Here is a 24,293-nt window from a genome sequence, read left to right as displayed (position 1 = left end):
AGGCTCCGCTTACTCTTTGTCCAGCTTGCCAACCAGCGACAGGGTGAAATCGGCACCCATGTACTTGAAGTGCGGGCGCACGTTCAGGCTGACGCGGTACCAGCCAGGCTCGCCTTCAACATCGCTGACGATGATCTGGGCTGCACGCAGTGGACGACGGCCACGGACTTCGGCGCTTGGGTTTTCCTGGTCGGCCACGTACTGGCGGATCCACTTGTTGAGTTCCAGCTCGAGGTCGGTACGTTCTTTCCACGAACCGAGTTGCTCGCGCTGCAGCACTTTCAAGTAGTGAGCCAGGCGGTTGACGATCATCATGTACGGCAGTTGGGTGCCGAGCTTGTAGTTCAGCTCTGCGGCCTTGCCTTCAGCGCTGATGCCGAAGAACTTCGGCTTCTGCACCGAGCTTGCGGAGAAGAACGCCGCGTTATCGGAGCCTTTGCGCATGGTCAGGGAGATGAAACCTTCCTCGGCCAGTTCGTATTCACGACGGTCGCTGACCAGTACTTCGGTCGGGATCTTGGTTTCGATTTCGCCCATGCTTTCGAAGTGGTGCAACGGCAGGTCTTCAACCGCGCCACCGCTTTGTGGGCCGATGATGTTCGGGCACCAGCGGAATTTGGCGAAGCTGTCGGTCAGTTTGGTGCCGAACGCGTAGGCCGTGTTGCCCCACAGGTAGTGCTCGTGGCTGTTGGCGACGGTTTCTTTGTACACGAACGATTTGACCGGGTTTTCTTCCGGATCGTACGGGTTACGCAGCAGGAAACGCGGCACGGTCAGGCCAACGTAACGAGAGTCTTCCGACTGACGGAAGCTCTGCCATTTGGCGAATTGCGGGCCTTCGAAGTGATCTTTCAGATCTTTCAGGTCCGGCAGACCGGTGAAGCTTTCCAGGCCGAAGAATTTCGGGCCGGCGGCAGCAATGAACGGCGCGTGCGACATGCACGCAACGCTAGACACGTACTGCATCAGTTTCACGTCCGGCGAGCTTGGGGACATGAAGTAGTTGGCGATGATCGCGCCGACTGGCTGACCACCGAACTGACCGTATTCAGCGGTGTAGATGTGCTTGTACAGGCCCGACTGCATCACTTCCGGCGAATCTTCGAAGTCGTCCAGCAGGTCGTCTTTGGAGACGTTGAGGATTTCGATCTTGATGTTTTCGCGGAAGTTGGTGCGGTCGACCAGCAACTGCAGGCCACGCCACGACGATTCCAGGGACTGGAAGTCCGGGTGGTGGAGGATTTCGTCCATCTGACGGCTGAGCTTGGCATCGATCTCGGCGATCATGCGGTCAACCATGGCTTTCTTGACCGGCTCGCCGTTGTTCTGCGGCTTGAGCAGTTCTTCGATGAACGCCGACACACCGCGCTTGGCGATGTCGTAGGCTTCGTCGTCCGGGGTCAGGCGGGTTTCGGCGATGATGCTGTCGAGAATGCTGTATTCGCCGTTCTCGTTGCTCTTTTGCTGTGCTGCGCTAGTGCTCATTGTGTTGGCTTCCTTGGCTGATAGGGGCTCAGGCGTCCTGGGCTGCGGCGTTCAGGCCCAGTTCACCCAGTACGCGACCGCGGGATTCGTCGTCGGCGAGCACGCCTTCGATGGCTTTGCGGAACGCAGGCGCGTTACCCAGCGGGCCTTTGAGGGCCACCAGCGCGTCGCGCAGTTCCATCAGTTTTTTCAGCTCAGGCACTTGCTCGACCAGCGAGGCCGGGTTGAAGTCCTTCATCGAGTTGACGCGCAGTTTCACAGCCAGTTCTTCAGTGTCACTTTCTTCCTGAAGACGGTTCGGCACGCTCAGCGTCAGGCTCAGCTCTTGCTTGGCCAGCACTTCGTCGAACGTCATTTTGTCGATGCTGATCGGCTTGCGATCTTCGACTTTGCGTTCGTCCTTGCGGTGGGTGTAGTCACCGATTGCCAGTAGTTTCAGCGGCAGTTCAATCTCTTCCTGAGCACCGCCGGTGGCGGGTTTGAAGGTGACGTTGATGCGTTCCTTGGGGGCTACCGAGCCTTCTTTGGCCATGGCTTTTCTCCTTGCGGTTGTGGCCCTGGGGCCTATTCGAGTACCACTTCGAGATCGAGGTGGCACAGCCTGCGATAAATCTCTTCCTTGCGTTCACGCACTGCATGGTTCTGCGGTAACAACTCGCAGCAGCTATGCAGCAAATGCAGCACTTCCAGCGCAAGATCGGGCTCCCAGGCGTGCAGGCCTGAGTCCTGTAATGTTTGGTCGAGGGTTTCGAGTTGGGTCTTGGCCAGTTCGTATTTCTTGGCCATGAAGCACAGCCGTGCGAGGGCGAACTGCCAGAAGAATCGGACCCGCCCGCCCTGGGCACTTTGCAGGCCCTGCTTGAGAATCTGCACGGCGGCCTTGAGGCCGTCCTTGCGCAGAATCGGCAAGACTTCTTCCAGGGCCAGTTCCCAGGCCGGCTGGGTATCGGCGACTTCGACCTTGCGCGGCGCACTGGCGCTTTGCAGGTGCGGCATGACGTTGGCGCCGATCCAGGCGCGGGTGGCCGGATCGGCGAACGGCGCGCCGTCATGGAAACGCAATTCGATGATGCCGGGCAGACGCTGAACCAAAAGCGCGAAGTGGATTTCCACTTCGCGCATTGCCATCTCGGCGTTCAGCCCCTGAAGGCATTCCCAGACCATTCGCTGGCCATCGAACCAGAACGGCGCCTTCGCCAGGCTCGCCTCCAGCTCTACCAGCAGATCAGCGTATTTGCCCTGATCGTAGCGGTCCTGATAGGCCTTGAGTTTGTCCGCCGGCAAGCCACGCAGAACGGTGATCTGTTCTGCGTTGCGCTCGGGCACCGCGTCGATGGGCAGCCACAACAGCGTGCGATTGAGGCGCAAGGCGCGCAGATCAGTAGCCTTCTGCTTGAGCCACCAGGCACACAGCGGACGGGCGTTTTCCTGCTGGGCACGCAGGGCCTTGTGGGCTTCTTTCTCGTTATCGATCGGTGCGCCGGGGGTGAACAGCTGAGTCGCGGCCTGCTTGACCTGCGCCACCGCGGCGCCCACCACACCGGGCTCCGGCTGGTTGTCGGCGGCGCGCTGGACCATGTTTTTCAAGCGACGGGAGATCGGCAGCAGCAACGGCGCGTCATCGCCCAGGTGCTCGGTGCACGCGGCATCGAGGCCTTCAAGGTGTTCGACCAGCCGCCGGAACATCGGCAACTGCTCTTTGATCGCGACGTTTTCGGTCAGCACCTGCTCAAGACGCGGCACCAACCAACTGATGGCAGCGGAGCGAGTGCGGGCCTTGTTCGGGTGAACCTCGGCCCAATGGTTTTCACAGAGATGGTGCAACAAACCGACGCCGGCCAGCAGTCCCTGGAAGGATTCACGCTGGTACAGCGCCCAGGTCAACCACGCGCCAACACGCAAATCCTTGGATTGTGTGCGCAGCAGGTTTTCGCTGTTTTCGCGGATTTTCAGCCAGTCGATCTGACCGCTTTCGTGCATGGACGAGGCTTTACCCAACTCGCTTTCCAACGCCTCATATTCGCTCGAAAAGCGAACATCCTCGCCCGCGAAATTCTCTTTGGAAACAGAGGCTTTTGCGAGTTCAAGGTAATGGGCGGAAAGTTTGCTTGAGTAGGACATCCGTGACCTTTAATTAGGATTACAGTCTTCGGCCATTGGAGTTGAAATGGCGCTGGACAGTATCAAAGAGCTGCGATGAGTCTCATCCAATTGAGTTCGCGCTCTTTCAAGGCGCGCATCCTAATCATAATGATGGCCATTAGCAAGCATCCGATAAAACAATAAAACTGCGTCTTCGTTGTTGCTGTAGGAGATCACCCTATAGGGCACAGGGGATCCCCTGACGCCGGTCTTTACCTCCCCACCTTCGACGCATCGCCCCCGCAGCCATTGAACCCGAGCGGTTCATCAACGCCGCCAAGCATCACTGAACATTCACACCCTGAAGCGGAACCCAGCATGACAAAAATAAAACATGAAAAATGTAGGAGCTTTCCGAAAAGTTACAGTCATCCATGGACGTAGCAATAACTGACAATAAGAAATAAAAGATGCCATCAAAATGATGGCACTTTTTATTTCACCCATCTTCCTCCAAACACGTACTCAGTTCGCCTCAAACTTCTTACAAAAGTATCGAAAGCCATTCGCGCATCGCAGACACAACATTCTGAAATGCGGAAAACTCTGACGTACTTTCTGGACGCGTCCGACATTCATTCTTTTTCCCTCTTGTTAGCGTGCTGGGCAGTTTGCGTTTGCTCACGCCGGGCATGGCTTGGGCACCGCGATTTGTCTCCTCTTCGGCTTAAGGACAAGCCACGGAAAAGCAAAAGGATAAGCGCATGTTCGCCCCGGCCAATGCTGCTCACTTCACGTTACTGATCCCAACGGTTCGCAACGATTTCAAAGTACTGGCCTTTGAAGGCATTGAAGCCATCAGCACCTTGTATTCGATCCAGATCGAGCTGGTTAGCGAATACCCTGATTTCGATCTGGAAAGCTTGCTCAGCCAGCCCGCGTTTCTCCAGTTCGGCCTCAATGGTGAAGGCATTCATGGCCGTATCGAAGATGTGCGCGTAGGTGAAGCTGGTAAACGGCTGACCCGTTATCACCTGACCCTGGTGCCCGCACTGCACTACTTGCAGTTCAGCCACAACCAACGGATTTTTCAGCACCTGACGGTGCCGCAAATTATCGCTCAGGTCCTCCAGGGGCATGGCATTCAGGCCGATGCTTTCACCTTCAGCATCGGAACGAATCACGAGCGCGGGTACTGCACTCAATACGCGGAAAATGACTTCGAGTTCGTCCAGCGGCTGTGTGCCGAGGATGGTATCGCGTGGCACCACCAGCATTCCCGGGAAGGCCATGTGCTGGTGTTCACCGACGACCAGACCGTCTTCCCCAAGCTGGGCGAAACCCCTTATCAGCAAGACTCCGGCCTGGTGGCGGAACATTCGGTCGTCAGCCAGTTCTCCCTGCGTTTCAGCACCCGCCCCAGCACGACCACCCGCCGACACTACGACCTGCAACGCCCGAGTCTGTTGCTGGAAAGCCGCTTCACAACCGAGTTCACTCCTGAGCTTGAAGACTATCGCTACCCGCTGCTTTTCGAGAGCGAAAAACGCGGTAAACAGCTCGCCCGGCAGACCCTGGAACGGCACCGTACCGATTACCAATTGGCCGAAGGCGAAAGCGACCAGTCGACCCTGCGCAGCGGTCATTTTTTCAGCCTGACGCAACACCCACGCGAAACGTACAACGATCTATGGCTGCTGCTCAGTGTCACTCACGCTGGAAAACAACCCCAAGTGCTTGAAGAATCAGTCATCAGCGCTGCCGAACCTGCGGACGGCTTTACCCAGGGCTACCGCAACCGCTTCAGCGCGATTCCCTGGGACGTGTTTTATCGGCCACCGATGCCTCCCCGAAAACCTGTGCTGGTTTGCCAGACCGCGCGTGTCACAGGACCTCCCGGAGAAGAAATTTATTGCGATGAGTACGGCAGGGTTCGTGTCGAGTTTCCTTGGGATCGGGCAGAACTCAACAGTGAAAAAAGCAGTTGCTGGTTAAGGGTTGCATCCAGTTTGGCGGGCGAAGGTTTTGGGGCAGTGACCATCCCACGCGTTGGCATGGAAGTGGTCGTGACATTTCAGGAGGGCGATCCGGATCAGCCGTTGATCACCGGTTGCGTGGTCAACAAGGTCACGTCCGTCGCTCATCAATTGCCCGAGAACAAGACCAGAACTGTCCTGCGCAGCCAAAGCTCGCCGCGCAATGGCGGCTACAACGAACTGTCGATTGAAGACCGTACCGGGCAGGAAAAAATCTACCTGCGCGCCCAACGCGACATCGAGCAACTGATCCTCAACGACAGCCACAGCGTGATCAGTAACGACCGCTTCGAGCAGGTGGACAACAACAGCACCAGCCTGATCAAGGGCGAGGAATTCCACACCACCGAAGGTGTGCGTAGCACGGTGATTGGCGGTGATGAGCTGATCACTATCAGCGGCAATAGCAGCACGACGTCCGCGGGGTCGCTGGTGATTCAGGCCGGGCAACAGGCGCATGTCACCGCTACCAACGTGGTGATCGATGCCGGCATGAGCCTGACGTTCAAGGCAGGTGGTCATCACATCGTCATCAACGCCGGCGGGATTTTCAGCAGCGTGGCCATTGTCGAGGGCGGTGCGCCCCTGGCGGGTATTCCGCCGCTACAAGCGCTACAGGCTGTGCCCAGCAATCCGAATCCCGTTATCGCCAGCCCACTGTCTATCGTCACCGGCGCCCGCCAGCAGGCGGCGGACTACTGCCCGCTTTGTGAGGCCTGTCTTGCTGGCCAATGCAACATTGGAGAAGTCGCATGAGTACGCTTGAACAATGGCTACACGAGCAATCGCGATCCGGGCGGGATCTCTATCTGATGCTCGACACTGACGATCAACTCGACGAGCGCATGGCGTTGGCCAAGGAACTGGGAGCCGATCAGTACCGCAATTTGTATGTGGGTACGGCAGCCAACTCAATGGCGCCAACAGGCCCTGTTCTTTTCCATATTGGCACCGTCAAACATCCACTGATCCAGGCACTGCTCGCCACTCCAGAGCGTCATTGGGGCTGGCTGGCGAGCGCCACCAACTTTGACCTTGATGCGTTGGTCACTCACTGGCGCGACCGGCTGGTAGTCGGTGAGCGGCCGAATCAAGCGGTGTATCGCTTCCACGATAACCGCGTACTGGGGCGTGCCCTGACCTATCTGCAACTTGAGCAGCGCGCCGAATATCTTGGGCCGATCGCCAGCGTCTGTTACTGGCACGCTGAACAATGGACCGTCACTGACAACCCTGACCCCGGGGAACACCCACTACCGCTCGAACCGGCGTGGCAGAAAACCCCGACGCCGGAGATTGTCTACGCGAACGTGCAGTTCGATAACACTCGCCGCTACCTCGTCCGTGAGCACACCGAAGCCTTGGCGACCCTCGCCGAGCAGATGAATGTGGATGACTGGTTATGGGGGCAGGTTCAATTGGCCCGTTTATGGGGATGGCAGCAACCGGAGCAGGTGCATTTTTTGCTGACCCAGAGCCTGCACGCGCCGGGTTACCTTCCGCCCCGGTCCTGGCTACCCAAGCCCGAAGAAGCCCCAACGGCACATTTTGAGCGCGTGTATCAGCAAGCGCTGTATTGGCAGGGGAATGTTCCCCTATGAGGTTTGTATTTCAAGGCTTGAGCCTCGGTGGTTGTCTGTCTCTGATCCTGGGGTGTTCGGTTGTTGGTAAGCCAGAGACTTTTACTTTCGTTCCCGATTTCCCTCCTGACTTCACGTACGACCTGACGGCCACCTACGTGCCCGCCAAAGGGCAGACGTGCACGGTGCCAGGTGGGAAAGATACTCAGCTTGGCTTCAATAAAATCTACATGGATTACGAAGCCACTTCCGAGATCCCGCTTTACAGAACCGTGAGCGACTGCCCGCTTGCGCTAAACCATGTGGAGATCAAAATCACGGGGATTTTTGGCCCGGGACGAAGTAACAGCAGCTACGACTTCGCCTCCTTTGCCGTGCGCCCGGAGTTGTTGGAGCGGCACATGGGCACTTTCAACGCTGACGGCGCAGGTGAGTTCTTTGGCGAATGCCAGTGGGCTTTTCGCACAGTCGGCCCCAAGCGTTACCTAATAAAACTGCTCACCTGCAAAAAAATGGATGTACAGGGAAATGTCGCCCGAAGTCGCCCTTTCACGGCGTACACACTGACTCAGCTATCGGGGAAAACCGTGAGGTTGAAAATCAAATTAGCCGATGAAGAAAAACCCGGCTGGGGTGACACCTGGGTTCAAGTTCCTGGTGGTTGGAAACGCTGTATGGGCAAAGGCTTTGAAGATCAGCGTGGCTATTGCAATGGAAATTACAAAGATTTCAGCACTTTCAGAATGGTGGACGAAAGAGTCTGCACTATTTACCCAGGGTGCACGGAAAACAAGGACACGAACCCATGAGCCTCAAACCTTTAGCCGCCAGTGACGCCCCCTTCATGACGGGTAACATCCATGCCTGCCCACTGCGTGGTCATTCGACAAGCTTTCAATTAGTGGACGAATTCGGTGATGGCAAACCCTATGCCGGTTTAACCTTCGAGATCACCGATTACGAAGATACTATCTACACCGGAAAACTGGATGCTACAGGTTCCGGAAAGGTGGATAACCACTACTGCGGCCCAGTAGTGCTCAAACTTAACCAGCCCTTTAAAGGTGCAGAAGCACTCTATAAGGATTTAAGAACAAGACCACACTACCCCCTCCCCATCACCGAACTTCAAGTGCGCGCCGAGAAAACCCGCTTTTTCAACAAATCAGGCGTACGAACCCAAGCCAATCCCGCAAAAGACCTCGCAGCCCCCGCTGCCTATTACCAGATTGAAGTGAGTGAACTGGTAAAGCATGTGGCGCATTTGCCGCCGCTGGCCTTTCGTCGCGATCCACCCAATATGGTGGTGCACAAGCTGCTGCGATCCACTCCCAAAACCAGAGCGTTCACTATTGTCGATAAAAACATCCCGGATGGAGGTATAGGTGCGGTCTTCAGTCAGATGGACATGGCCACAGTCGAATTGGGGTTTTTCCCGCCACCGCCCAAACCAAAGGGCATTGCCCTGCTGCCGAACAAGCATCATGTGATGGAAGTGCGCCCAATGAGGGCGCTACGCCCAATGCTGTCGACCGGCAGCGAATTTTGCGCGCTCAATCTCTATCAACTGGCCTTGATGTCGACCCTGAGTTACACCGACTTTGGTCAGGAGCCGGATACACAACCCGTCAGAACGGACTGTGTGAGTTTTCCCTTGCAGCCCAGCAGCGGTAACTGGTTCGGCCATGCCCTGCCACAGTTTGATGAGTTGTGGAAAGTCGATGCCACGCAGACGAAAAAGTACTACCCGCTGTATGAAGAGGTGCCTTATTCGAAACGGCTGGAAGTTATGCCGTTCGACCCGTTGCTCTACCCCGAGGTCAACAATCCAGAGTTGGGTGACGAGCAGGAGCACCCAGCCAAACTGCACTTTCTCGATGATCGCAAACAAGTCAAAAGCTCGGACACGCAGGCATTTATCACCCATCACGACGAATTGATATTAATCAGCGTGCGCGGAACCAATGAGCTGCTGGCCGATGGCCTGCGTGATGCGGATGCCCAGCAGGTTCCTTTTGAAGAAGGGGAAGGCAAAGTCCATAACGGTTTCTACGGAGCCGCCAAGGTCGCCTACACGTTTGTCGTGAGCTACCTGGAAAAATTCTACAGCGGACAAAAACTGCTGATTACCGGGCACAGCCTCGGTGGAGCGGTGGCGCTGTTACTGGCCGAGATGCTGCGACGCGATCCGCAATATGCGCCGGATATCGTGCTCTACACCTACGGCGCACCCCGCGCCGGCGACGCAACTTTCATCGAAAGCGCCCAGCCCCTGAACCATCACCGGATCGTCAAACACAACGACCCCGTACCGAGCGTGCCCGCCACCTGGATGAACACGCCGTCCAAGTCGATGTATCTCAAACACGGGGCGGTGATTGTATTGACCCCCGTCATTGGCTTGGCATACCTGGTTGTGAACATGATCAACTTCAGGGGCGAGCCCTACGGTCACCACGGCAAGCTGCGCCACTTCATGCCGGTGATATTCGGCAAAGAACACAAGTCTTCGATTCTGTGGGAGCCGGGTTGCAGCACGATCAATGATCATGGCTGCGCAGAGGCGTTACAGCAGATCGATGGCCTGCCCCAGCGCGGTTCACTCCTAGAGCAAGTGATGCAAGCTGCGGATCACTCCGGTTGCTGGGCCAGCCTGCGGCGTTGGCAGGAGGCCCAGGAGCTCAAGCGCTCACTGGTGACCCTGAGGGAGTTCGACTGGATCAAAAACGGTTTGGAAAACATCAGCAGACAATTGACCGACCTCGAGAGGCAAATCGACAGGAATCCCACCGCGCATGCCAATTACCATCAAGACGACCAAAAGAAGCGGGCTCTGAAGGAGGAAAAGGAAAAGATCCAGATGACCCAGGCTCGACTCGTTGCGCTGCACAGCCAGCAAGTCACCGAGGCTGACGTTTATGGCAGCTACGCCGACCAGCCCGAGTGGGTACAGGAAAATCTGCTGCGCTGGAAAGCCCATCCGGAAAACATCGTTCAGGAACAGTTGGCGATGATTCCACCAGTGGCCGAAGACCACGATGCAGCCATTGCGGCAATGACCGGAGGGCATGCCGTCGGCCTGCCATTTCATCTGGATATTGATTCGATTGTGTAGCTTTGCTGGTGAAACGAGCGCTGGATCATTTGCCAGCGCAGGAGATGGCGGCGCATAGCGCCAAGGCGTAGCCAGTACAGATCACTCCCACGCAAAGCGTGGGAATGATCAAAGACCTACAGAAACTCAATCAAGCATTCGGGCAAGGCACCGGTGCCCAGTCGCCCAGGTCCGGGTTCTTGCACATGCTGTTGACCTGAGTGTTGCCGGCGCTGGCAACTTGCTTGCTTTCCGCCTGTTTGGCTTGTGCGGTCTGCAGGGTTTTCTCGGTGGTGACCGCTTCTTTCGGCACGGTTGGCAGCACCGGTTTTTTCGCCGGTTTCACTGCTTTTTTGCTCTTGGTTGGCGCCACGACCGGCGTGGTGTCGGCGGTTGCCACAGTGACCACGTCAGTGCGCTGCACACCTACTTGCTGCAGGTCTTTTTCGTAGGCCTGGGTGTAGTTGTTCAGGTCTTCGCTGGCTTTACCGTTAACCGCGACGATCAGGTCGTTGGACTCTTTGAGGCCCGCGACGATTTCAGCCAGGCGCTTGCGGCCTTCGGTGTCGTTGACGGTCTTGGCCTTGCGGTCGGCGACCAGTTTGGTGAACGCGTTCTGGTAGCACTGCTGCGAAGTCTTGGCGTACGCGGTGCTGCGGTCGATGTCGGCGGTGCTTTTGTTGACGTCAGAGGCGTAGGACGCGATGCGCTGGTTGTCGTCGGCGATCTGCTTCTGGCGCTCGGTGTAGTAACCGGTCGCGCCACCGGCCAGGGCACCGCCCGCGGCACCGATGGCGGCGTTGCGGCCACGGTTCTCGGAATCGACCAGGGCGCCCAGCAGTGCACCGCCGACAGCGCCGACGGCCGCGCCGGTGACGACCGACTTGGTCATGTTCGAGTCAGTGGCACGCAGGTGCTGCACCGGCTCATAGCAGTTTGGGTAGTACTCGACCTTGGTGCTCGAGGCGACCTTGGAGGTCGGCGACGTGGCGCAACCGGTCAGTACGGTGCTGAAGCCGACGGCCATCAGCAGCAAGTGACGCTTGGAAAGCGAAGCAAAAGGTTTACGGGAGGAAAGCATAGTTGTGTTCTCTTTTAAGTTTGACCAGCTCAGCACGGCCCACCGCCGCCTGAGTCCCTTCCAAGCTCGCTGTACAACGAACGATCAAGACCGCTGGGCGTTCGATGCGAGCAATTCCTTCAATATCGCCGCCGGGTCGGCTCGCCGTTGCTGACGATAATCACCGACATGACGAACGAATAACGTGGCGCGCGTTACCAGGCTCTTGCCCAGTACCGGCTTGCGCTCCAACTCTTCCTTGATGCGTTGAAACTGCGCCTGGATCACGGCATCGGTGTAGCGCGTGCCGGTCGCGAGGTTGTCGATGTAGATCGCCACCGCGCCATCCAGCGCGCTGCGGCCATTGTCGATGGCGGTGGCGAACAGCTTGGCGCTGGCCTCGTCCTTGGCGTCCACGGCCTGCTGGCGACTCTTCTGCAAATTGGTCAGGCGAATGTTGTAGTTGTTGACGGTCTCGGCCACCAGGGCCGCCGACTGGATCAGGTTGCCGGCCGCTTCCTCGCGCTGCTGGGCGATGAGCGAGACGTTGCGCTTGAGCTCTTCGTTGACCAGCCCCAACTCGGCTTGCAGGCGCGGGTCGACGCTGGCAGCAATGATGCTGTCCAGGCGTTTGGTCGGGTCCTGGGCGTCGTCGATGGCATCGGTCAACGAAGCCAGCCGACCTTCTTTCTGCCATTGGGCAAACAGTTCCTTGTAGCGCGAACGCGGTGCCGACAACGCGCCAATCGCGACCCGGAAGCCGGTGGTTTCGTTGTTTTGCTCGGTGCCGTCGGCGGCGAACAGCGGGTACTCGCGACGCATCCCGGTGAACAAGGTGCCCTCGCCTTCCAGGTAGTTGCCGCCCTTGACCACGAAGCCGCCGTAGGTGCCTTGGCGGCGTCCGGCGTGCACGAGTTGGAAGGACTCCTGGACCATTTCGGCGGCGTTGCCGATCACGTCGAACAGGCCGATGGGGTTTGGCAGTTTGGTACCGACCGGCATCAGACGCGCGGCCTGGCCGGTGCCACCGGCGACCTGATTGAAGACTGCCCAGTCCGCCAGTGGCCCGTCACTTTCGCTGCCTTCCAGACGACGGGGAAACAGACGCCCTTCCAGGTCCTGACGGCTAATGGCCTGCCCGCCACGGGCGGCAAATTCCCATTCGACCTCGGTCGGCAAGCGCACAAAACCCAGCCCGCCCTCTTCCGCCGAGGTACCTCGACCGCTCACCGGCAGCAGGTCCTTGTGGTATTTCATCAGCCAGGCGCTATACACCGCCGAGAAGCGCTCGGCCTCGAATCGCGACAACTTCACCTTGGGCAAACGCCCGGCCATGCCTTGCGGCGCCTCGGCTTGCAATGCCTCGCAGGCAGGCGCTGGCTCGCCGCTGGCCAACGATTGCGCCTGGGCCATGACCTGGGCGTATTGGCGGGCGGTGACTTCGTATTTGCCGATGAAATAGAGCATCGGTTTGAGCGGGGTCTTGGCGTCCGTCTTGGGCATCAACGGCGTGATGGTCTTGCCCCAATCCTTGGGCAGATCCTTGAGGGTGAACTGGCCGTTGATAAAGTCCCGACGGTAACCGGAAATGAACGACTGTTGATAACCGGCCTCACCCTCGCTGAATGGATAGCCGAGGCTGATCTCGCGGTCGTCCAGAGTGCCCTGCGCCAGGATGTAGACGTAACGGAACACCATCTGCCCTTCGCACGGCAGCGGTAGGCTGACGTCATCGGGCAACGGCTTGGGGTTGTCCAGTTTGTCGGTGCTTTCATCGGCCAAGACCAAGCTGGCCAGGCTCAGCGCCACGGCGGCGCCCAATAACTTATACATCTCGGATTCCTTCACACGCCTGGATACGCGCCACTCGCCAGCCACCACAGACTGCCGCCACGGCGCTGACGCCGAGCACTGCCGCCAGGGCCAACGCGTAGTGACGCGCCAGCAGATGGCTGGCGTACTCGCCCGGCATCTGCGCAAATAAATGGTTTAAACCCGATTGCGCCAGGCCATACAGCCCGGCACTCAACAGGGCGGCAAGGCCGGCGCTGTACAGCGCCTGCACCACCACAAATAACAGCAACGCCGCCGTGGAAAACCCCAGCAGGCGCAACACCGACAACTCTCGGCGCTTGCGCTCGACCGCCGCCAGCGCGCCGGCAAAAATCGCCGCGAACGCTCCCGCCAAGGCCAATCCGGCGATGATCCAGAACACGATCGAGAGGTTGCGGCTTAGCGATTGCACCTGGGCGATGGTCTGGGCCTGAGTCGAGACCAGCAGATTCTGTGCTGCGAAGTACTGACGCAGCGGCTCGACATCCTTGAGGCTGCGGGCGTACAGGCGAAACGCCGGATACACCCGCTGCTCCGTCACGCCCACCACATCACCTGGCCAACCGAACGCTGGCACGGCGCGACCGTCCCGGTAATCTTCAGCCGCTTCCAGCAACGTCAATGACGCGAACAGTCCGTCCCGGGCGAAGGCTTCCAGCGGCAGAACGTGCGACACCTGGACGCGAGTGCGCTGCGCCTCGCCACGACCGGCCACCTGCCGGCCGAAACTGGCCTCCAGCCAATCACCGGCCTTGGCCCCGAGTTTTTCGGCCGTGGTCTGGCTGAGCAGTACCTGATCCAGCCCTTGGGGCACCGGCAGACTGCCGAGCAAGGGGTCGTTGACGGCGGTGGGGATCATTTCGACGGTCACCGTCGAAGCGCCAGCGGTCAGATCCGCCGTCGCGGCAATCTGCCGGGTACGCGGCAAGGCGAAAGCCACGTCGCCGCGCCGGCTCAATTGTTCGATAAACGCGGCACTGAACCGGCCGCCCCCCAAGGGAATGATTTCCCGGGTGGCCGGGTCGTTTTCCAAGCGCTCGGTCAAACTGCTGACCAGGCCGAATTTCAAGCCGAACAGCACCAGCAGCGGTGCGACCACCGCCACCAGCGCCAGTACCGAACAGGCCGACAGCCACGCATCGTTGCGGTAATCCTGCCAGGCCAGGGAAGCCACCAGCGCGCTGCGCATCAGCAAGCCTCCCCGAGGATGGCGGTGACACCGCCATCGACGTCGCGATGACAACTGATACGCCGCACCTGCAAACCGCTGGCGCGGGCCAGTGATTCATCGTGGGTAGCGACGACGCAGCACACGCCCTGTTCGCGGGCCTGGGTCACCAGTAACTGCATCACTCGTTCCGCGTTCAGCGGATCGAGGGCGGCGGTCGGTTCATCGGCCAACAGCAAACGCGGCCCATGGGCCAGGGCGCGGGCGCAACTCACCCGTTGCCGTTGGCCGACGGACAAGTCACCCGGCTTTTTGCCCAGTTGATCGGCGATATCCAACACCCCGGCCAGGCGATCCACGCTGCCGTCGTCTTTCAAGCCGAGCAGTTTGCGCGACAGGTCAATGTTGCCGCGCACGTCCAGAAAATCCAGCAGGCCACCGGTTTGCAGCACGTAGCCCAAGTGCCGGCGGCGCAGGTCCGCCAAGGCACTTTGCGCATCTGCGCGCCACAACCCGGTAATGTCCGTCCTGGTTTGGACCGGCGCAAAATCAAACTGCCCGGCCTGATCCGGAGCCAGCACCAGCGCCAGCAAATCGAGCAACGTACTTTTGCCACAACCACTGGGACCGACCACCGCCAATTGTTCACCAGCGTGCAGTTGCAGCCGTGGAATCACCAGGCTGTAACGCTGGCTGCCGACGCCCCGGTTTTTGTGCACTGCGTTCATGTTCAGCATTACGGCAGCGTCGACAACGGAACGCGGTACAAGGCATCACCCGGTTCGGCATCACCGAAACGCACCCAGTTGGCCAGGTCGTTGTGGAAGGTTTCGTAAAGGCGAATTTTCGAATCCAGCTCGTCGATAAAGTCCTCCTGCTCGGCCACGCTCAACGAAAGCCACAAATCCTGGGTCATGTTCAGCGACTTGCTGCGGTATGGCAGCCCTTCCAGGTATTCACCCAGAACCCCGCCATCGGCCAGGTTGCCACCCTTGCGCAAGGCCGAGGGATCGCGGCTCATGTAGGCACTGGCGCTGGCGATTTCCTGAAAGAAATTCTTCGGCGAGGTCTGGGTCTTGCGGGCCGCATCGACGATCAGTTTCAGCGATTGCTGCAAGTCGTTGAGCTGCAATTTGGTCAGCATCACACACACCTGAAACGCCGGCAGTGCCGGGTTGGTCAGGTCGCGGTCGGCGGTCCAGGCGCTGATCAGTTGCGGCGCCTGGCTGGCGGCTTTGCGCCCCAGGAAATCCATGTGCATCGCGTAGCCGACGGCCGCCGATTTGTCGCTCAGGCTCGGCGCGGCGCTCAGCAGCGGCACGGTTTGCGGCTTGTTGCCACGCACCTGATGCACCAGGTCGGCAAACACCGAGCCGATCTCGTCCACCCGCTCACCGAACTTGCGCACATCGGCGCCCGGCACCGGAATGTACAGATCGCCGATCTGCGGGTTAGCGTCGGCGGTCAGGGTGCGATATTGGCTTTGCGCACCGCCATGGGTTTTCTTGCCGGCATCGCTGAGCAGGTGCAAGGCGTAGATCTTGATCTGCTTGCCCAGCGCGGCTTGACGCACTTCGGCCTCGTTCATTTGCGTGGCGGCATACGGGTCGTTCTTGCGCAAGGCACCGGCATCGGTGACCAACAGAATCAAGCGCCCGCCATAGCCGGACCAGTCCATGCCCTCGACCGCTTCCATCACACCGGCAAACGCATCTTCGTTGAACGAATGGCTAGAGACCGTGGACGCCTTGACTTGCCGCGCCAGGTCCATGAAGCGCTGTGGGTCGCGGCCCTGTTCCAGGGTGATCAAGGTTTTGGCGACGTATTCCAGGCCCGGGGTTTTCTGGGTGCTGCTGCGAAACCCCACCAGGCCGAAGCTGACACTGTCCAGCTCGCCGCGTTCCGCAATGCGGGTTTGCAGTTGGTGTACGACGTCGCGGACCTGATCGATGTAGGGCTGCATGGACACGGTGGTGTCAACGACCAACACCACGGCGGTGCGGAACGCGTCGGCGTTAGCGGTAGTGATTGGCGTGTTGTTGGCAGCGGCCTTCGGAGCATCACCGGGGTCGATGGACGCCACGTTCAGCAACTGCACCGACTGGCCGTTCTCATCGAAGCTCTCGCGCGAATCGAAAATCGGCAACAGGTAAAACTGATTCTGCGGCACCGCACTGGCGGCCGGTTCCAGGGCCAGTACCTGCTGGTTGTCTTCGCGATTCTGCTGGGCCTTGAGCAGCAGGTTTTTTGCCGCCGACGGATCGGCCAATAACCTCTCCACGTCGCCGGGCTGACGCAAGAACATCACCGGCGCACGGCCGGAGCGTTCGGTGAACTTAAGTACCAGGCTTTGCTTCCAGTCGCTGACTTGCGCGGCCGGCAACCAGCCCTCACTGCGCCCGTCGGTGGCGGCGCCGACACGCAGCCAAGGGCTGCCATCAACCTCTTGGCGCTGATAGACGTAAAGCACCGAGAACGCCGGCAAGGCCTTGTCAGGTGTGGCCCCCGGGTCGCTGGCGAGTTTCGCCCCCGGCTTGCTGAGTACTCGCTGGAACAAGGTTTTTTTGCCGGCCATCAGCAGCGGACGCTGACCGCCATCGACCTCTGTGGCCACGGGAGGGGGCACGGGTGGCGCCACGGTCGGCGGCGCACTGGCCGGCGGTGCTGAAACCACCGGCACCTTGGCGTCGGCTTCGACGTCACCGGACAGCCACCAATAACCCGCGCCGCCCAAGGCCAGCGCCACGGCCACCGCGATGGCGGCGAGTGCCAACACCGGCCCCTTTCGCTGTTCCGAGACCGTGGACGACGGCGTCGGCTTCACAGTTGGCGGAACAAGGTTGGGCCGAGGTTGTGGCTGCGCGGGGCCGGTCGGTATATCGATGGACACTGGCGTCAGTCCCGCCAGGTCATTGCTCACCGCAATCGGCGATACCGGAATGGGTAATGGCCGGATGGTGGTCGCTTCAACCGATTCCCGAGGCAGATTATCCAGCGCCTGCAACAGCGCCGCTGCATCCGGGAAACGGTCGGCCGGATCCTTGGCCAACAGCTTGCGCAGCACTTCTTGATAGCAACCGTGGTGCACTGGCAGCTCCGGCAACGGTTCTGTCAGATGCGCCAAGGCCGTGGAGAGTGCGTCATTGCCGGTATACGGCAGTTTGCCGACGAGGATTTCGTAGAGCACCACGCCCAGGGCATAAAGATCGGCCCGACCATCAATATCCTGGCCGCGCGCCTGTTCCGGGCTCATGTAGCTGGGAGTACCGACGGCGAAACCGGCCTGGGTGAACTGGGTGCGGTCATCCATGGACTTGGCGATGCCGAAGTCTGAGAGCACCGCCGTGCCATCGGCACGGAACAGAATGTTCGCCGGTTTGACGTCGCGATGAACCAGCCCCAGCCCATGGGCATAGCCCAGGGCCGAGGCGATCTGGCGGATGTAGATCAGGCCCTGTTCCGGCGTCAGGCCGGCGGCGATGCGCTCCTTGAGCGTGCCGTTGGGCAGGAATTCCATGGCCATGTAATACAGCTCACCGACATGGCCGATGTCATGGATGGTGACCGTATGCGGGTGAGACAGGCGCGCCAGGGTTTTACCTTCGCGCAGGAAACGCTCACAGAAACTCGGGTCCGCCGCCAGTGCGGCAGCCATGACCTTCAGCGCCACCTTGCGCTCCAGCGAGCGCTGGGTCGCCAGGTAAACGCTGGCCATGGCGCCTTCGCCAATCTCGCCGTCAATGTCATAGCCGGGGATCAGAATGTGCAAGGCGGAATTCATGACGGCACCTTCACGACGATGACGGTGATGTTGTCCGGAGCGCCGCGCATCAGGCCCAGGGACACCAGGCTGCTGGCGATTTCCCCGGGCTCATCGTGACTCAGCACCTCGCGGATCTCATGGTCTTCAACCGTTTTGGTCAGCCCGTCGCTGCACAACAGGTAACTGTCGCCGGGCATCAACAACAGATCGACTATCGCCAGTTTCAGTTGCGCCTCGACCCCGATGGCACGGGTGACAATATTGGCCCGTGGATGCACCCGGGCTTCAGCTTCGCTGAGCAGGCCGCTGTCCTGTAGATCCTGAACGTAACTGTGGTCCCGCGAGATGCCTTCGAGCAGGCCGTCACGCAGGCGATACAAGCGGCTGTCACCCGCCCACAGGCACACCCCGCGCAAGCCGCGCGCCGCCAGCACCACCACAGTGCTGCCCATCATGGTCACGCCGCGGTTGGCGGTTTCTTCACGCACGGCGGCGTTGACCCGCAGCAGGTCGGTTTTCAGCGCCGCGACGTATTCATCCAGCGAGCGGCCCACGGCAATGCTACGCAAACTGTCGACGATCAGACTGCTGACGTAGTCGCCCGCCGCGTGCCCGCCCATGCCATCGGCGACCACCCACAGGCCGTTTTCCGGCCGGTCCAGGCAAGCATCTTCGTTAACCTGGCGGACCATACCGACATGGCTCTTGCTTGCAGACTTGAACGTCTTTCCAACGCTTGGAGACATCTACACAACACCTTCTTGGCCGAGCAAAAATTGCGCAAAATCAGCGGCGGCCGGCAAGCCCTGGCACCGCAACAAAGCAGGGGCGATACGCTGTGAACCCTGGCCCCACCACAGGCTTGTGCCTTCGCAGGCCAGTTCGGCAAGCGCGCTCATTCGCGCCTTCGGGTCGGTGGCATCAAAGCGATGCAGGCCGGCAAAACGGCTGCTTGGAGCGCGTGGCAGGTACGCCGGGCTGCCCAGCGTCTCCAGTCCTGCACCGAAGGCTTCGAAGCTCGCCTCCACGCTCAACGTGCTCAACAGCAATTGCTCAACATGCTCAAACCAGACATCCGAGCCGCCCACCACCGACGCTGGATCAGCGTCGTGGTCCAGCAGCACCGCGACGGTCAGCGGAAAATACCGGCCAACCCGATCGATGCTCGGCATCACCACCCCAACGGCGGCCTGCGGCCCACACACACCGGGCCCGAGCATAAAACGCCACAGCGGACTGACCAGATAGGCATCCAGCCAACGGTCCCCAAGGCTCTGGCTGGCGAGCAGGCCCGCCGCCAGCCACGAATCCCAGGGGCCGATAAAACTCTGCGGCAAGCCACGGCTGACAAAGTCCCCGCGACTGGCCAGCTTTCCATAGAAGCCCGGCGTGCTCATAAACGCTCCGGCAGGCTGAACCCGCTGAGCACACGGCTCTTGAACGGGTTGAAGGCGCTGTTGGCCCTCAGCTCATAAGAGACGCTGGCGCCGTCGACCCGCAGCCGCAGGTTGAAGCGATCCGGCGAGTTGCCGGCGGTCAGGTCCGATTGCTCCAGCAGGCGGAACCAGGCCCAAGGCCCGTCCAACGTGATGCCGGAACGACCGCTGGATGACGGCGGCATGATCGAGATCCGCACCACGCCGATGCTGCCGGGGTTGGGCCATTGCATGGAGGTGGGGCGGCTCGGGCCGTGGTCGTAGCTCAATTGCTGGCCGTCGAGGTCGAGCAAAAACTGGGTAATGGTGGCGTCCATCGCCACGGGCTTGAGTTCGAAGCGCACCATCGGCTGGGTGCCGCCGGAACGGAAAAACGCATCCCGGATGGTCGCTGCCCGCTGGAAGGTTTGCAGCACGCCCGGGGCGATGCCAAGCTTCTGTGCGGCGCCCGGTTGCCAGCGCCAGGCCTGGGTCGAGGTATCCACGTACGGCTGCAGGTATTTGCGGAAGTAGTTGTCCATCACCCCGCCCACGCCGAAGAACTGGCCGAAGTCGTCCAGGGTCGCGTCCCGCGCACTGCCCGGCGACATCGGATAACGCCCGGCCAGGGACTGGCGATAGATGTTCACCACTTCGCTGGTCCAGGCCGCGTTCAGTTGATTGCGTACTCCGCCCATCATGCTGTTGGTGGTGGAGTTGACCACCGACTTGACCAGGCCCTGCACCAGTGGCGGCTGACGCTCGGCGTTGAGGCTGACCCGTGTCGCGGCCGCTGCGGCCTGGTTCTTGGCTTCGCCGAGCAAGGCGTCGCCGCTGGCGCCGACCATGGCGCTGACCTGCACATACAGGGCGTTCATGTCGGCCAGAAGGCCGTCGATGGCTGCCGGCTCGCCTTCGTTTTTGCTGACGATGCTGTTGAGTCCGGCAAAATGCGCGGTGATGGGATCTTCACTGGCATCCGGTGTGTTTTGCATTGCCTGCTCCTGGCCGAGCAAGCTGCCCAGACGCTCCTTGAGCTTGTCGACCCCGCCCTCCACCGGTGCGCCCTTGGCGGCCAGCAGGCGTTCTTCCTGTTGCAAGTCGGTTTCTTTTGCCACTGCCACCAGCAGTTTTTTCAACGGCGAGGTCGGGCCGGAAATCACCCGCAGCACATCGGCGGCCTGGGCCACGCTAGTGATCGGCACAAAGTCGATATCAGCCAGCAAGGCATCCCACTGGCGTTGGTAATCCTGGAAATACAGACGGCGCACGTCGGCGGCCAGGCTTGCAACGTTCTGTTGTTCTGCCTGATCGTTACCGAGGACCCACTGTTCCTCGGCCAAGGTGCCGGTCTGGCTCAGGCTGGTGAGCAAAAACCCTTGGCGGTAACCCTTGGCCGTGAAGAAACCGCTCAAGGGTTCGCCCAGTGGCTTGCCGCTCTTGCGGCTGAACACCAGCGCGGCATCGCGCCCGGCCGCTTCGTTGAGACGAAAGTCCGGGATGCCGTCCGGCAGTTTCTGCCGCTTGATCCGGTCATAGACGCGCTGGGCTACCGGCAGCTGCTGCAACTGCCGGCGCAGGTCGTCGATCAGGCGAGGGTCCAGACGTGCGGTGGGCGGATGACGCTCGAACAGTGCCTGCAAGTGCTCCTCCAGGGCTAGACGCTGCTCGGCCGGCAAGTCGCGCGGCAGGCTGCGATCCCAGTCCAGGGCGATCCACGCCTTGATGAAATCGGCATCGTAATGCTCGCTGTCGGCGAGCATCAGGTAGGCCTTCAAGCCTTCGTAAAGGAAGTCCGAATTGCCGCCGCCGTGCAGTTGCTCTTCGATGCGCGTGAGCAAGCGTGGCGCGAAGACCGCGATCAGCAGCTTGCGATAGACGCTGCCAGACTCGGCTTCAAGCATGTTGCCCTGATACAGGCCCAGGCCTTCGGCCCAGCTCGGCGCGTCGTCGGCCAAGTGCTTTACCGCGTTGAGCAAGGGCAACACCGCGAGCACGTCCCGTTGCGCGGGGCTGAGGTTCTGCACGGCCTGGCCCAGGGGCGCGACTTTCTGATCGACTTGCGCGATGTACGCCTGGTTGGCGCGGTAGCTGACCCACCACAAGGTCCCGACCACCAGCACCAGGGCCACGGTCGAGGCCAGCACGCCCCGGGCAATCCACTTGCGCCGACGTTCGACTTTCGGGTTGACCCCCACCAGTCCACGCTCGGCAAAGGCCACGGCGCTGAAGAGTCTTTCGATGAAGTAACTGCGCCCGGTACCGTTCTGGCGTGCCAGGTGCTGGCGGTCCAGGTTCATGCTCTGGGCCATGGAGCCGATCAGCCGGTCAATCGGGCTACCTTCCTGAGTGCCGCTGGTGAAATACACCCCGCGCAACAGCACTCGCTCTTCGAAGGCGTTGGGTTTGAACACGCCCTCAAGGAAGCTTTGCAGGCAATCCTTCAACGCGCCGAACTGTTGCGGGAAGCCGTAGATCAGATCGCGCCGCGCCGGGTCGCGTTCCTGTTGCAAACGCTCCACCAAACGATCGTTGAGGCGCTGTTCCAGGCCGGTGAATTCGCTTTGCAGATGGGCCAGTGGGCTGTCATTGTTTTTGCCGTCGTCCAGGGCAAAGGTCATACCCCAGACCTGAGCCCGTTCTTCCTTGCTCAGGGTATCGAAATACTCCATGAACCCAGGCACCAGATCGAGCTTGGTCAGCATCAGGTAGATCGGAAAGCGCACGCCGAGTTGCGTGTACAGCTCCTGGATACGCAGACGGATCGCGGCGGCATGGGCGGCGCGCTCGGTGTCGCTGCCCAGCAGCAGGTCGGAGAGGCTGATGGCGATAAACGCGCCGTCGATCGGACGCCGGGCCCGCTGTTTTTTCAACAGGCCGAGAAAACCCAGCCACGCGGCTTTATCGACCGTCGCGTCGCTGTCCTGGGTGGTGTAGCGCCCGGCGGTATCGAGCAGCACGGCCTGATCGGTAAACCACCAATCGCAATTGCGCGTGCCACCGACGCCGCGTACCGCCCCGGCGCCCAACTGCGCCGCCAACGGAAAATGCAGCCCGGAATTGACCAGCGCCGTGGTCTTTCCCGAACCCGGCGGGCCGATGATCACGTACCACGGGAGTTCGTACAGGTTACGTCGCTCGTCACCACCCAGCTTGGCTTTCTTCAACAGCGCCAAGGCCTCGTCCATGCGTTGGCGCAAGGTTTCGAGTTCTTCGGCGGTGGCGATGCTGGTCGGGTCCGGCGGGGTTTGCGCCGCCAGGCTGCGCATCACTTCGGCGGCCTGACGGCGAGCCTGGATGATGCGAAACACCCGATAGGCGATCCACACCGCGAACACCAGAAGGATCAGCGCCCAGCGCCGGCCTTCGGGCACCAGGAATTCAAGCAGCGGCCCGACAAACCAGATGATCAGGCTCAGGGCGATCAGCCCCAGCAACGGAATGACCCAGCGGATGATAAAACTGAAAAACGCCTTCACTCGACCCCCTCCGCCAACACTGTGATTTCGACCCGACGATTGCGTGCGCGGCCCTCTGTTGTAGCGTTCGAGGCCAGCGGTTCGGTGTCGCTGCGACCTTCGGCGCTGAAGCGTTCGGGCTGGCCGGTTTTGGCCGAAAGGATTTGCAGCACCGAATTGGCCCGCGCCTCGGACAAGGCCCAATTCGATGGAAACCGCAAGGTGGCAATCGGGCGATTGTCACTGTGGCCGGTCACCCGGACCTGGCCCTTGACCTTACGAACGGCATCGGCGATGCGCAGCATCAGCGGCTGGAAATCGTCGATGATGCTGGCGCTGCCCGAGGCGAACAGCTCATCGCCACGGATGGTCACCACTGAACGGTCAACGGCGTCTTCCACCGCTATCCGGCCCGCCTTGATTTCATCGGCAAGGAAGCCCGCCAGGCGGGGACGCTCGATCAGTTTCGGTTGCACCACCGGACGGTCGATGGCCTGCACCGGGATCTCGCCCAGCGCATGGATATTTTTAAACACCGGCTCGGCATCGGCGGCCAGTTTCAAGCGCAGGCCGAACAGCAGTGCCAGCAGCAACGCCACGCCGATGGCCACGGCAATCCATGGCGGCATGAATTGCGCCAGCCGGTCGCGGGCCACGCTGACGCCGCGCCAATGCGGCGACAGTTCACGCTCATAATCGCCACGGGCGCTGCGGATGACCGCACTGGTGCGTTCACGCAAGGCTTCCAGTTGGCTGCGGCCGTCGTTCATGACCCGATAACGCCCTTCGAAACCCAGGCACATGCACAGGTACAACAGCTCCAGCAGATACAAACGTTCGCGGGGGCTTTGCAGGCAATGCTCCAGGAGCTGGAACACCTTCTCGCCGCCCCAGGCTTCGTTGTGCACGGTGATCAGTAGGCTCTGTTTGCCCCAGTCGCTGGCACCACCCCACGGCGTACTCAACACCGCTTCATCCAGAGCGGTGCACAAGGCGTAGCGGGCCAGCAACACATCGTTGCGCACCACGCCGGCAGCCTCGGCGCGCTCCTCGAACTGGCGCAGGTAGGCCAGTAATTGCGCCCGCAGGCTCGCCGGCGCCGGGTGGGCAATGGTGTTGCGCAAGCGGGTCAGCAACGCCAGCAACGGGCCAGCGGCGCTCTCCAGGGGGTTGAGACCTTCGGCGCTGCCGATCAAAAGCGGCGCGGCCGGCATCGAAAGCGGCGCGGCCTGGGCACGACCAGCATCCGGACGGGCGGGCTCGGCGCCACGGCCACCGGGTGTCGGCATGAATTGGGTACGATCGTCGTTGCTCATTGC

16 protein-coding genes are annotated in these 24,293 nt (G+C 60.5%); 4 read left to right on the top strand and 12 right to left on the bottom strand.

Features of this window, described 5'->3' with window-relative positions:
- Positions 1-9: 9 nt before the first annotated feature.
- Genes tssC through tssA form a run of 3 tightly spaced genes read right to left on the bottom strand, consistent with a single transcriptional unit; the run spans position 10 to position 3,606 of the window.
- Complete coding sequence (tssC, locus tag F6R97_RS15245) at positions 10-1,485, bottom strand: type VI secretion system contractile sheath large subunit (protein ID WP_008007668.1); 1,476 nt, start codon at positions 1,483-1,485, stop codon at positions 10-12.
- Between the two features lie 28 nt (positions 1,486-1,513).
- Positions 1,514-2,017, bottom strand: coding sequence for a type VI secretion system contractile sheath small subunit (gene tssB / locus F6R97_RS15240; protein ID WP_027926311.1), 504 nt, complete (start codon positions 2,015-2,017; stop codon positions 1,514-1,516).
- Positions 2,018-2,049: 32 nt separating this feature from the next.
- Positions 2,050-3,606, bottom strand: coding sequence for a type VI secretion system protein TssA (gene tssA / locus F6R97_RS15235; RefSeq protein WP_315866764.1), 1,557 nt, complete (start codon positions 3,604-3,606; stop codon positions 2,050-2,052).
- Between the two features lie 725 nt (positions 3,607-4,331).
- Here tssA and F6R97_RS15230 point away from each other — a divergent pair.
- From F6R97_RS15230 to F6R97_RS15215, 4 genes are read left to right on the top strand one after another with little or no spacing between them, the layout of a single operon-like run.
- Entirely contained in the window at positions 4,332-6,359 is a 2,028-nt protein-coding gene (locus F6R97_RS15230) for a type VI secretion system tip protein VgrG (protein ID WP_048396238.1), read from the top strand.
- Positions 6,356-7,204 (top strand): DUF4123 domain-containing protein, encoded by an 849-nt coding sequence (locus tag F6R97_RS15225; RefSeq protein ID WP_038980655.1) that lies wholly within the window; start codon positions 6,356-6,358, stop codon positions 7,202-7,204. The genes F6R97_RS15230 and F6R97_RS15225 overlap by 4 nt, the downstream gene beginning before the upstream one ends.
- Positions 7,201-7,992, top strand: coding sequence for a hypothetical protein (locus tag F6R97_RS15220; protein ID WP_038980654.1), 792 nt, complete (start codon positions 7,201-7,203; stop codon positions 7,990-7,992). Before F6R97_RS15225 ends, F6R97_RS15220 begins: the two co-directional genes overlap by 4 nt.
- Entirely contained in the window at positions 7,989-10,298 is a 2,310-nt protein-coding gene (locus F6R97_RS15215; RefSeq protein WP_315866763.1) for a lipase family protein, read from the top strand. The genes F6R97_RS15220 and F6R97_RS15215 overlap by 4 nt, the downstream gene beginning before the upstream one ends.
- A gap of 130 nt (positions 10,299-10,428) precedes the next feature.
- Here F6R97_RS15215 and tagQ read toward each other — a convergent pair whose 3' ends face one another.
- The 9 genes from tagQ to F6R97_RS15170 form a co-directional block, all read right to left on the bottom strand.
- The gene (gene tagQ / locus F6R97_RS15210; protein WP_038980650.1) at positions 10,429-11,358 is read right to left on the bottom strand and encodes a type VI secretion system-associated lipoprotein TagQ; all 930 of its coding nucleotides are present in this window, start codon (positions 11,356-11,358) and stop codon (positions 10,429-10,431) included.
- An 84-nt stretch (positions 11,359-11,442) separates the two neighbouring features.
- Positions 11,443-13,170, bottom strand: a complete 1,728-nt coding sequence (locus F6R97_RS15205; protein ID WP_038980649.1) for a formylglycine-generating enzyme family protein — start codon at positions 13,168-13,170, stop codon at positions 11,443-11,445.
- The gene (locus F6R97_RS15200) at positions 13,163-14,359 is read right to left on the bottom strand and encodes an ABC transporter permease (protein WP_038980647.1); all 1,197 of its coding nucleotides are present in this window, start codon (positions 14,357-14,359) and stop codon (positions 13,163-13,165) included. Before F6R97_RS15200 ends, F6R97_RS15205 begins: the two co-directional genes overlap by 8 nt.
- On the bottom strand, positions 14,359-15,075 hold the full coding sequence (locus F6R97_RS15195; protein WP_038980645.1) for an ABC transporter ATP-binding protein: 717 nt from the start codon (positions 15,073-15,075) through the stop codon (positions 14,359-14,361). Before F6R97_RS15195 ends, F6R97_RS15200 begins: the two co-directional genes overlap by 1 nt.
- Entirely contained in the window at positions 15,075-18,119 is a 3,045-nt protein-coding gene (locus F6R97_RS15190) for a serine/threonine-protein kinase (protein ID WP_315866762.1), read from the bottom strand. The genes F6R97_RS15195 and F6R97_RS15190 overlap by 1 nt, the downstream gene beginning before the upstream one ends.
- Positions 18,116-18,847, bottom strand: coding sequence for a PP2C family protein-serine/threonine phosphatase (locus tag F6R97_RS15185; RefSeq protein WP_038980641.1), 732 nt, complete (start codon positions 18,845-18,847; stop codon positions 18,116-18,118). Before F6R97_RS15185 ends, F6R97_RS15190 begins: the two co-directional genes overlap by 4 nt.
- The gene (tagF, locus tag F6R97_RS15180) at positions 18,848-19,498 is read right to left on the bottom strand and encodes a type VI secretion system-associated protein TagF (RefSeq protein ID WP_315866761.1); all 651 of its coding nucleotides are present in this window, start codon (positions 19,496-19,498) and stop codon (positions 18,848-18,850) included. It lies immediately after the preceding gene.
- The gene (gene tssM / locus F6R97_RS15175; protein WP_038980638.1) at positions 19,495-22,995 is read right to left on the bottom strand and encodes a type VI secretion system membrane subunit TssM; all 3,501 of its coding nucleotides are present in this window, start codon (positions 22,993-22,995) and stop codon (positions 19,495-19,497) included. Before tssM ends, tagF begins: the two co-directional genes overlap by 4 nt.
- Positions 22,992-24,290, bottom strand: coding sequence for a DotU family type VI secretion system protein (locus F6R97_RS15170; protein ID WP_315866760.1), 1,299 nt, complete (start codon positions 24,288-24,290; stop codon positions 22,992-22,994). Before F6R97_RS15170 ends, tssM begins: the two co-directional genes overlap by 4 nt.
- Between the last annotated feature and the right edge of the window lie 3 nt (positions 24,291-24,293).

Origin of the sequence: Pseudomonas sp. JV414 (genome assembly GCF_032424305.1) — a bacterium.
Lineage (GTDB): Bacteria > Pseudomonadota > Gammaproteobacteria > Pseudomonadales > Pseudomonadaceae > Aquipseudomonas > Aquipseudomonas lini.
Note: the sequence above shows the minus strand (reverse complement) of the source record. Positions and strands in the feature narration are given on the sequence as shown.

Bases quoted from the DNA above. Each gene is read 5' to 3' on its own strand.
- F6R97_RS15190 (WP_315866762.1), bottom strand. From the start codon at position 18,119: ATGAATTCCGCCTTGCACATTCTGATCCCCGGCTATGACATTGACGGC.
- F6R97_RS15205 (WP_038980649.1), bottom strand. From the start codon at position 13,170: ATGTATAAGTTATTGGGCGCCGCCGTGGCGCTGAGCCTGGCCAGCTTG.
- tagQ (WP_038980650.1), bottom strand. From the start codon at position 11,358: ATGCTTTCCTCCCGTAAACCTTTTGCTTCGCTTTCCAAGCGTCACTTG.
- F6R97_RS15185 (WP_038980641.1), bottom strand. From the start codon at position 18,847: ATGTCTCCAAGCGTTGGAAAGACGTTCAAGTCTGCAAGCAAGAGCCAT.
- tssC (WP_008007668.1), bottom strand. From the start codon at position 1,485: ATGAGCACTAGCGCAGCACAGCAAAAGAGCAACGAGAACGGCGAATAC.
- F6R97_RS15220 (WP_038980654.1), top strand. From the start codon at position 7,201: ATGAGGTTTGTATTTCAAGGCTTGAGCCTCGGTGGTTGTCTGTCTCTG.
- tagF (WP_315866761.1), bottom strand. From the start codon at position 19,498: ATGAGCACGCCGGGCTTCTATGGAAAGCTGGCCAGTCGCGGGGACTTT.
- F6R97_RS15225 (WP_038980655.1), top strand. From the start codon at position 6,356: ATGAGTACGCTTGAACAATGGCTACACGAGCAATCGCGATCCGGGCGG.
- tssA (WP_315866764.1), bottom strand. From the start codon at position 3,606: ATGTCCTACTCAAGCAAACTTTCCGCCCATTACCTTGAACTCGCAAAA.
- tssB (WP_027926311.1), bottom strand. From the start codon at position 2,017: ATGGCCAAAGAAGGCTCGGTAGCCCCCAAGGAACGCATCAACGTCACC.
- F6R97_RS15200 (WP_038980647.1), bottom strand. From the start codon at position 14,359: ATGCGCAGCGCGCTGGTGGCTTCCCTGGCCTGGCAGGATTACCGCAAC.
- F6R97_RS15195 (WP_038980645.1), bottom strand. From the start codon at position 15,075: ATGCTGAACATGAACGCAGTGCACAAAAACCGGGGCGTCGGCAGCCAG.
- F6R97_RS15230 (WP_048396238.1), top strand. From the start codon at position 4,332: ATGTTCGCCCCGGCCAATGCTGCTCACTTCACGTTACTGATCCCAACG.
- F6R97_RS15170 (WP_315866760.1), bottom strand. From the start codon at position 24,290: ATGAGCAACGACGATCGTACCCAATTCATGCCGACACCCGGTGGCCGT.
- F6R97_RS15215 (WP_315866763.1), top strand. From the start codon at position 7,989: ATGAGCCTCAAACCTTTAGCCGCCAGTGACGCCCCCTTCATGACGGGT.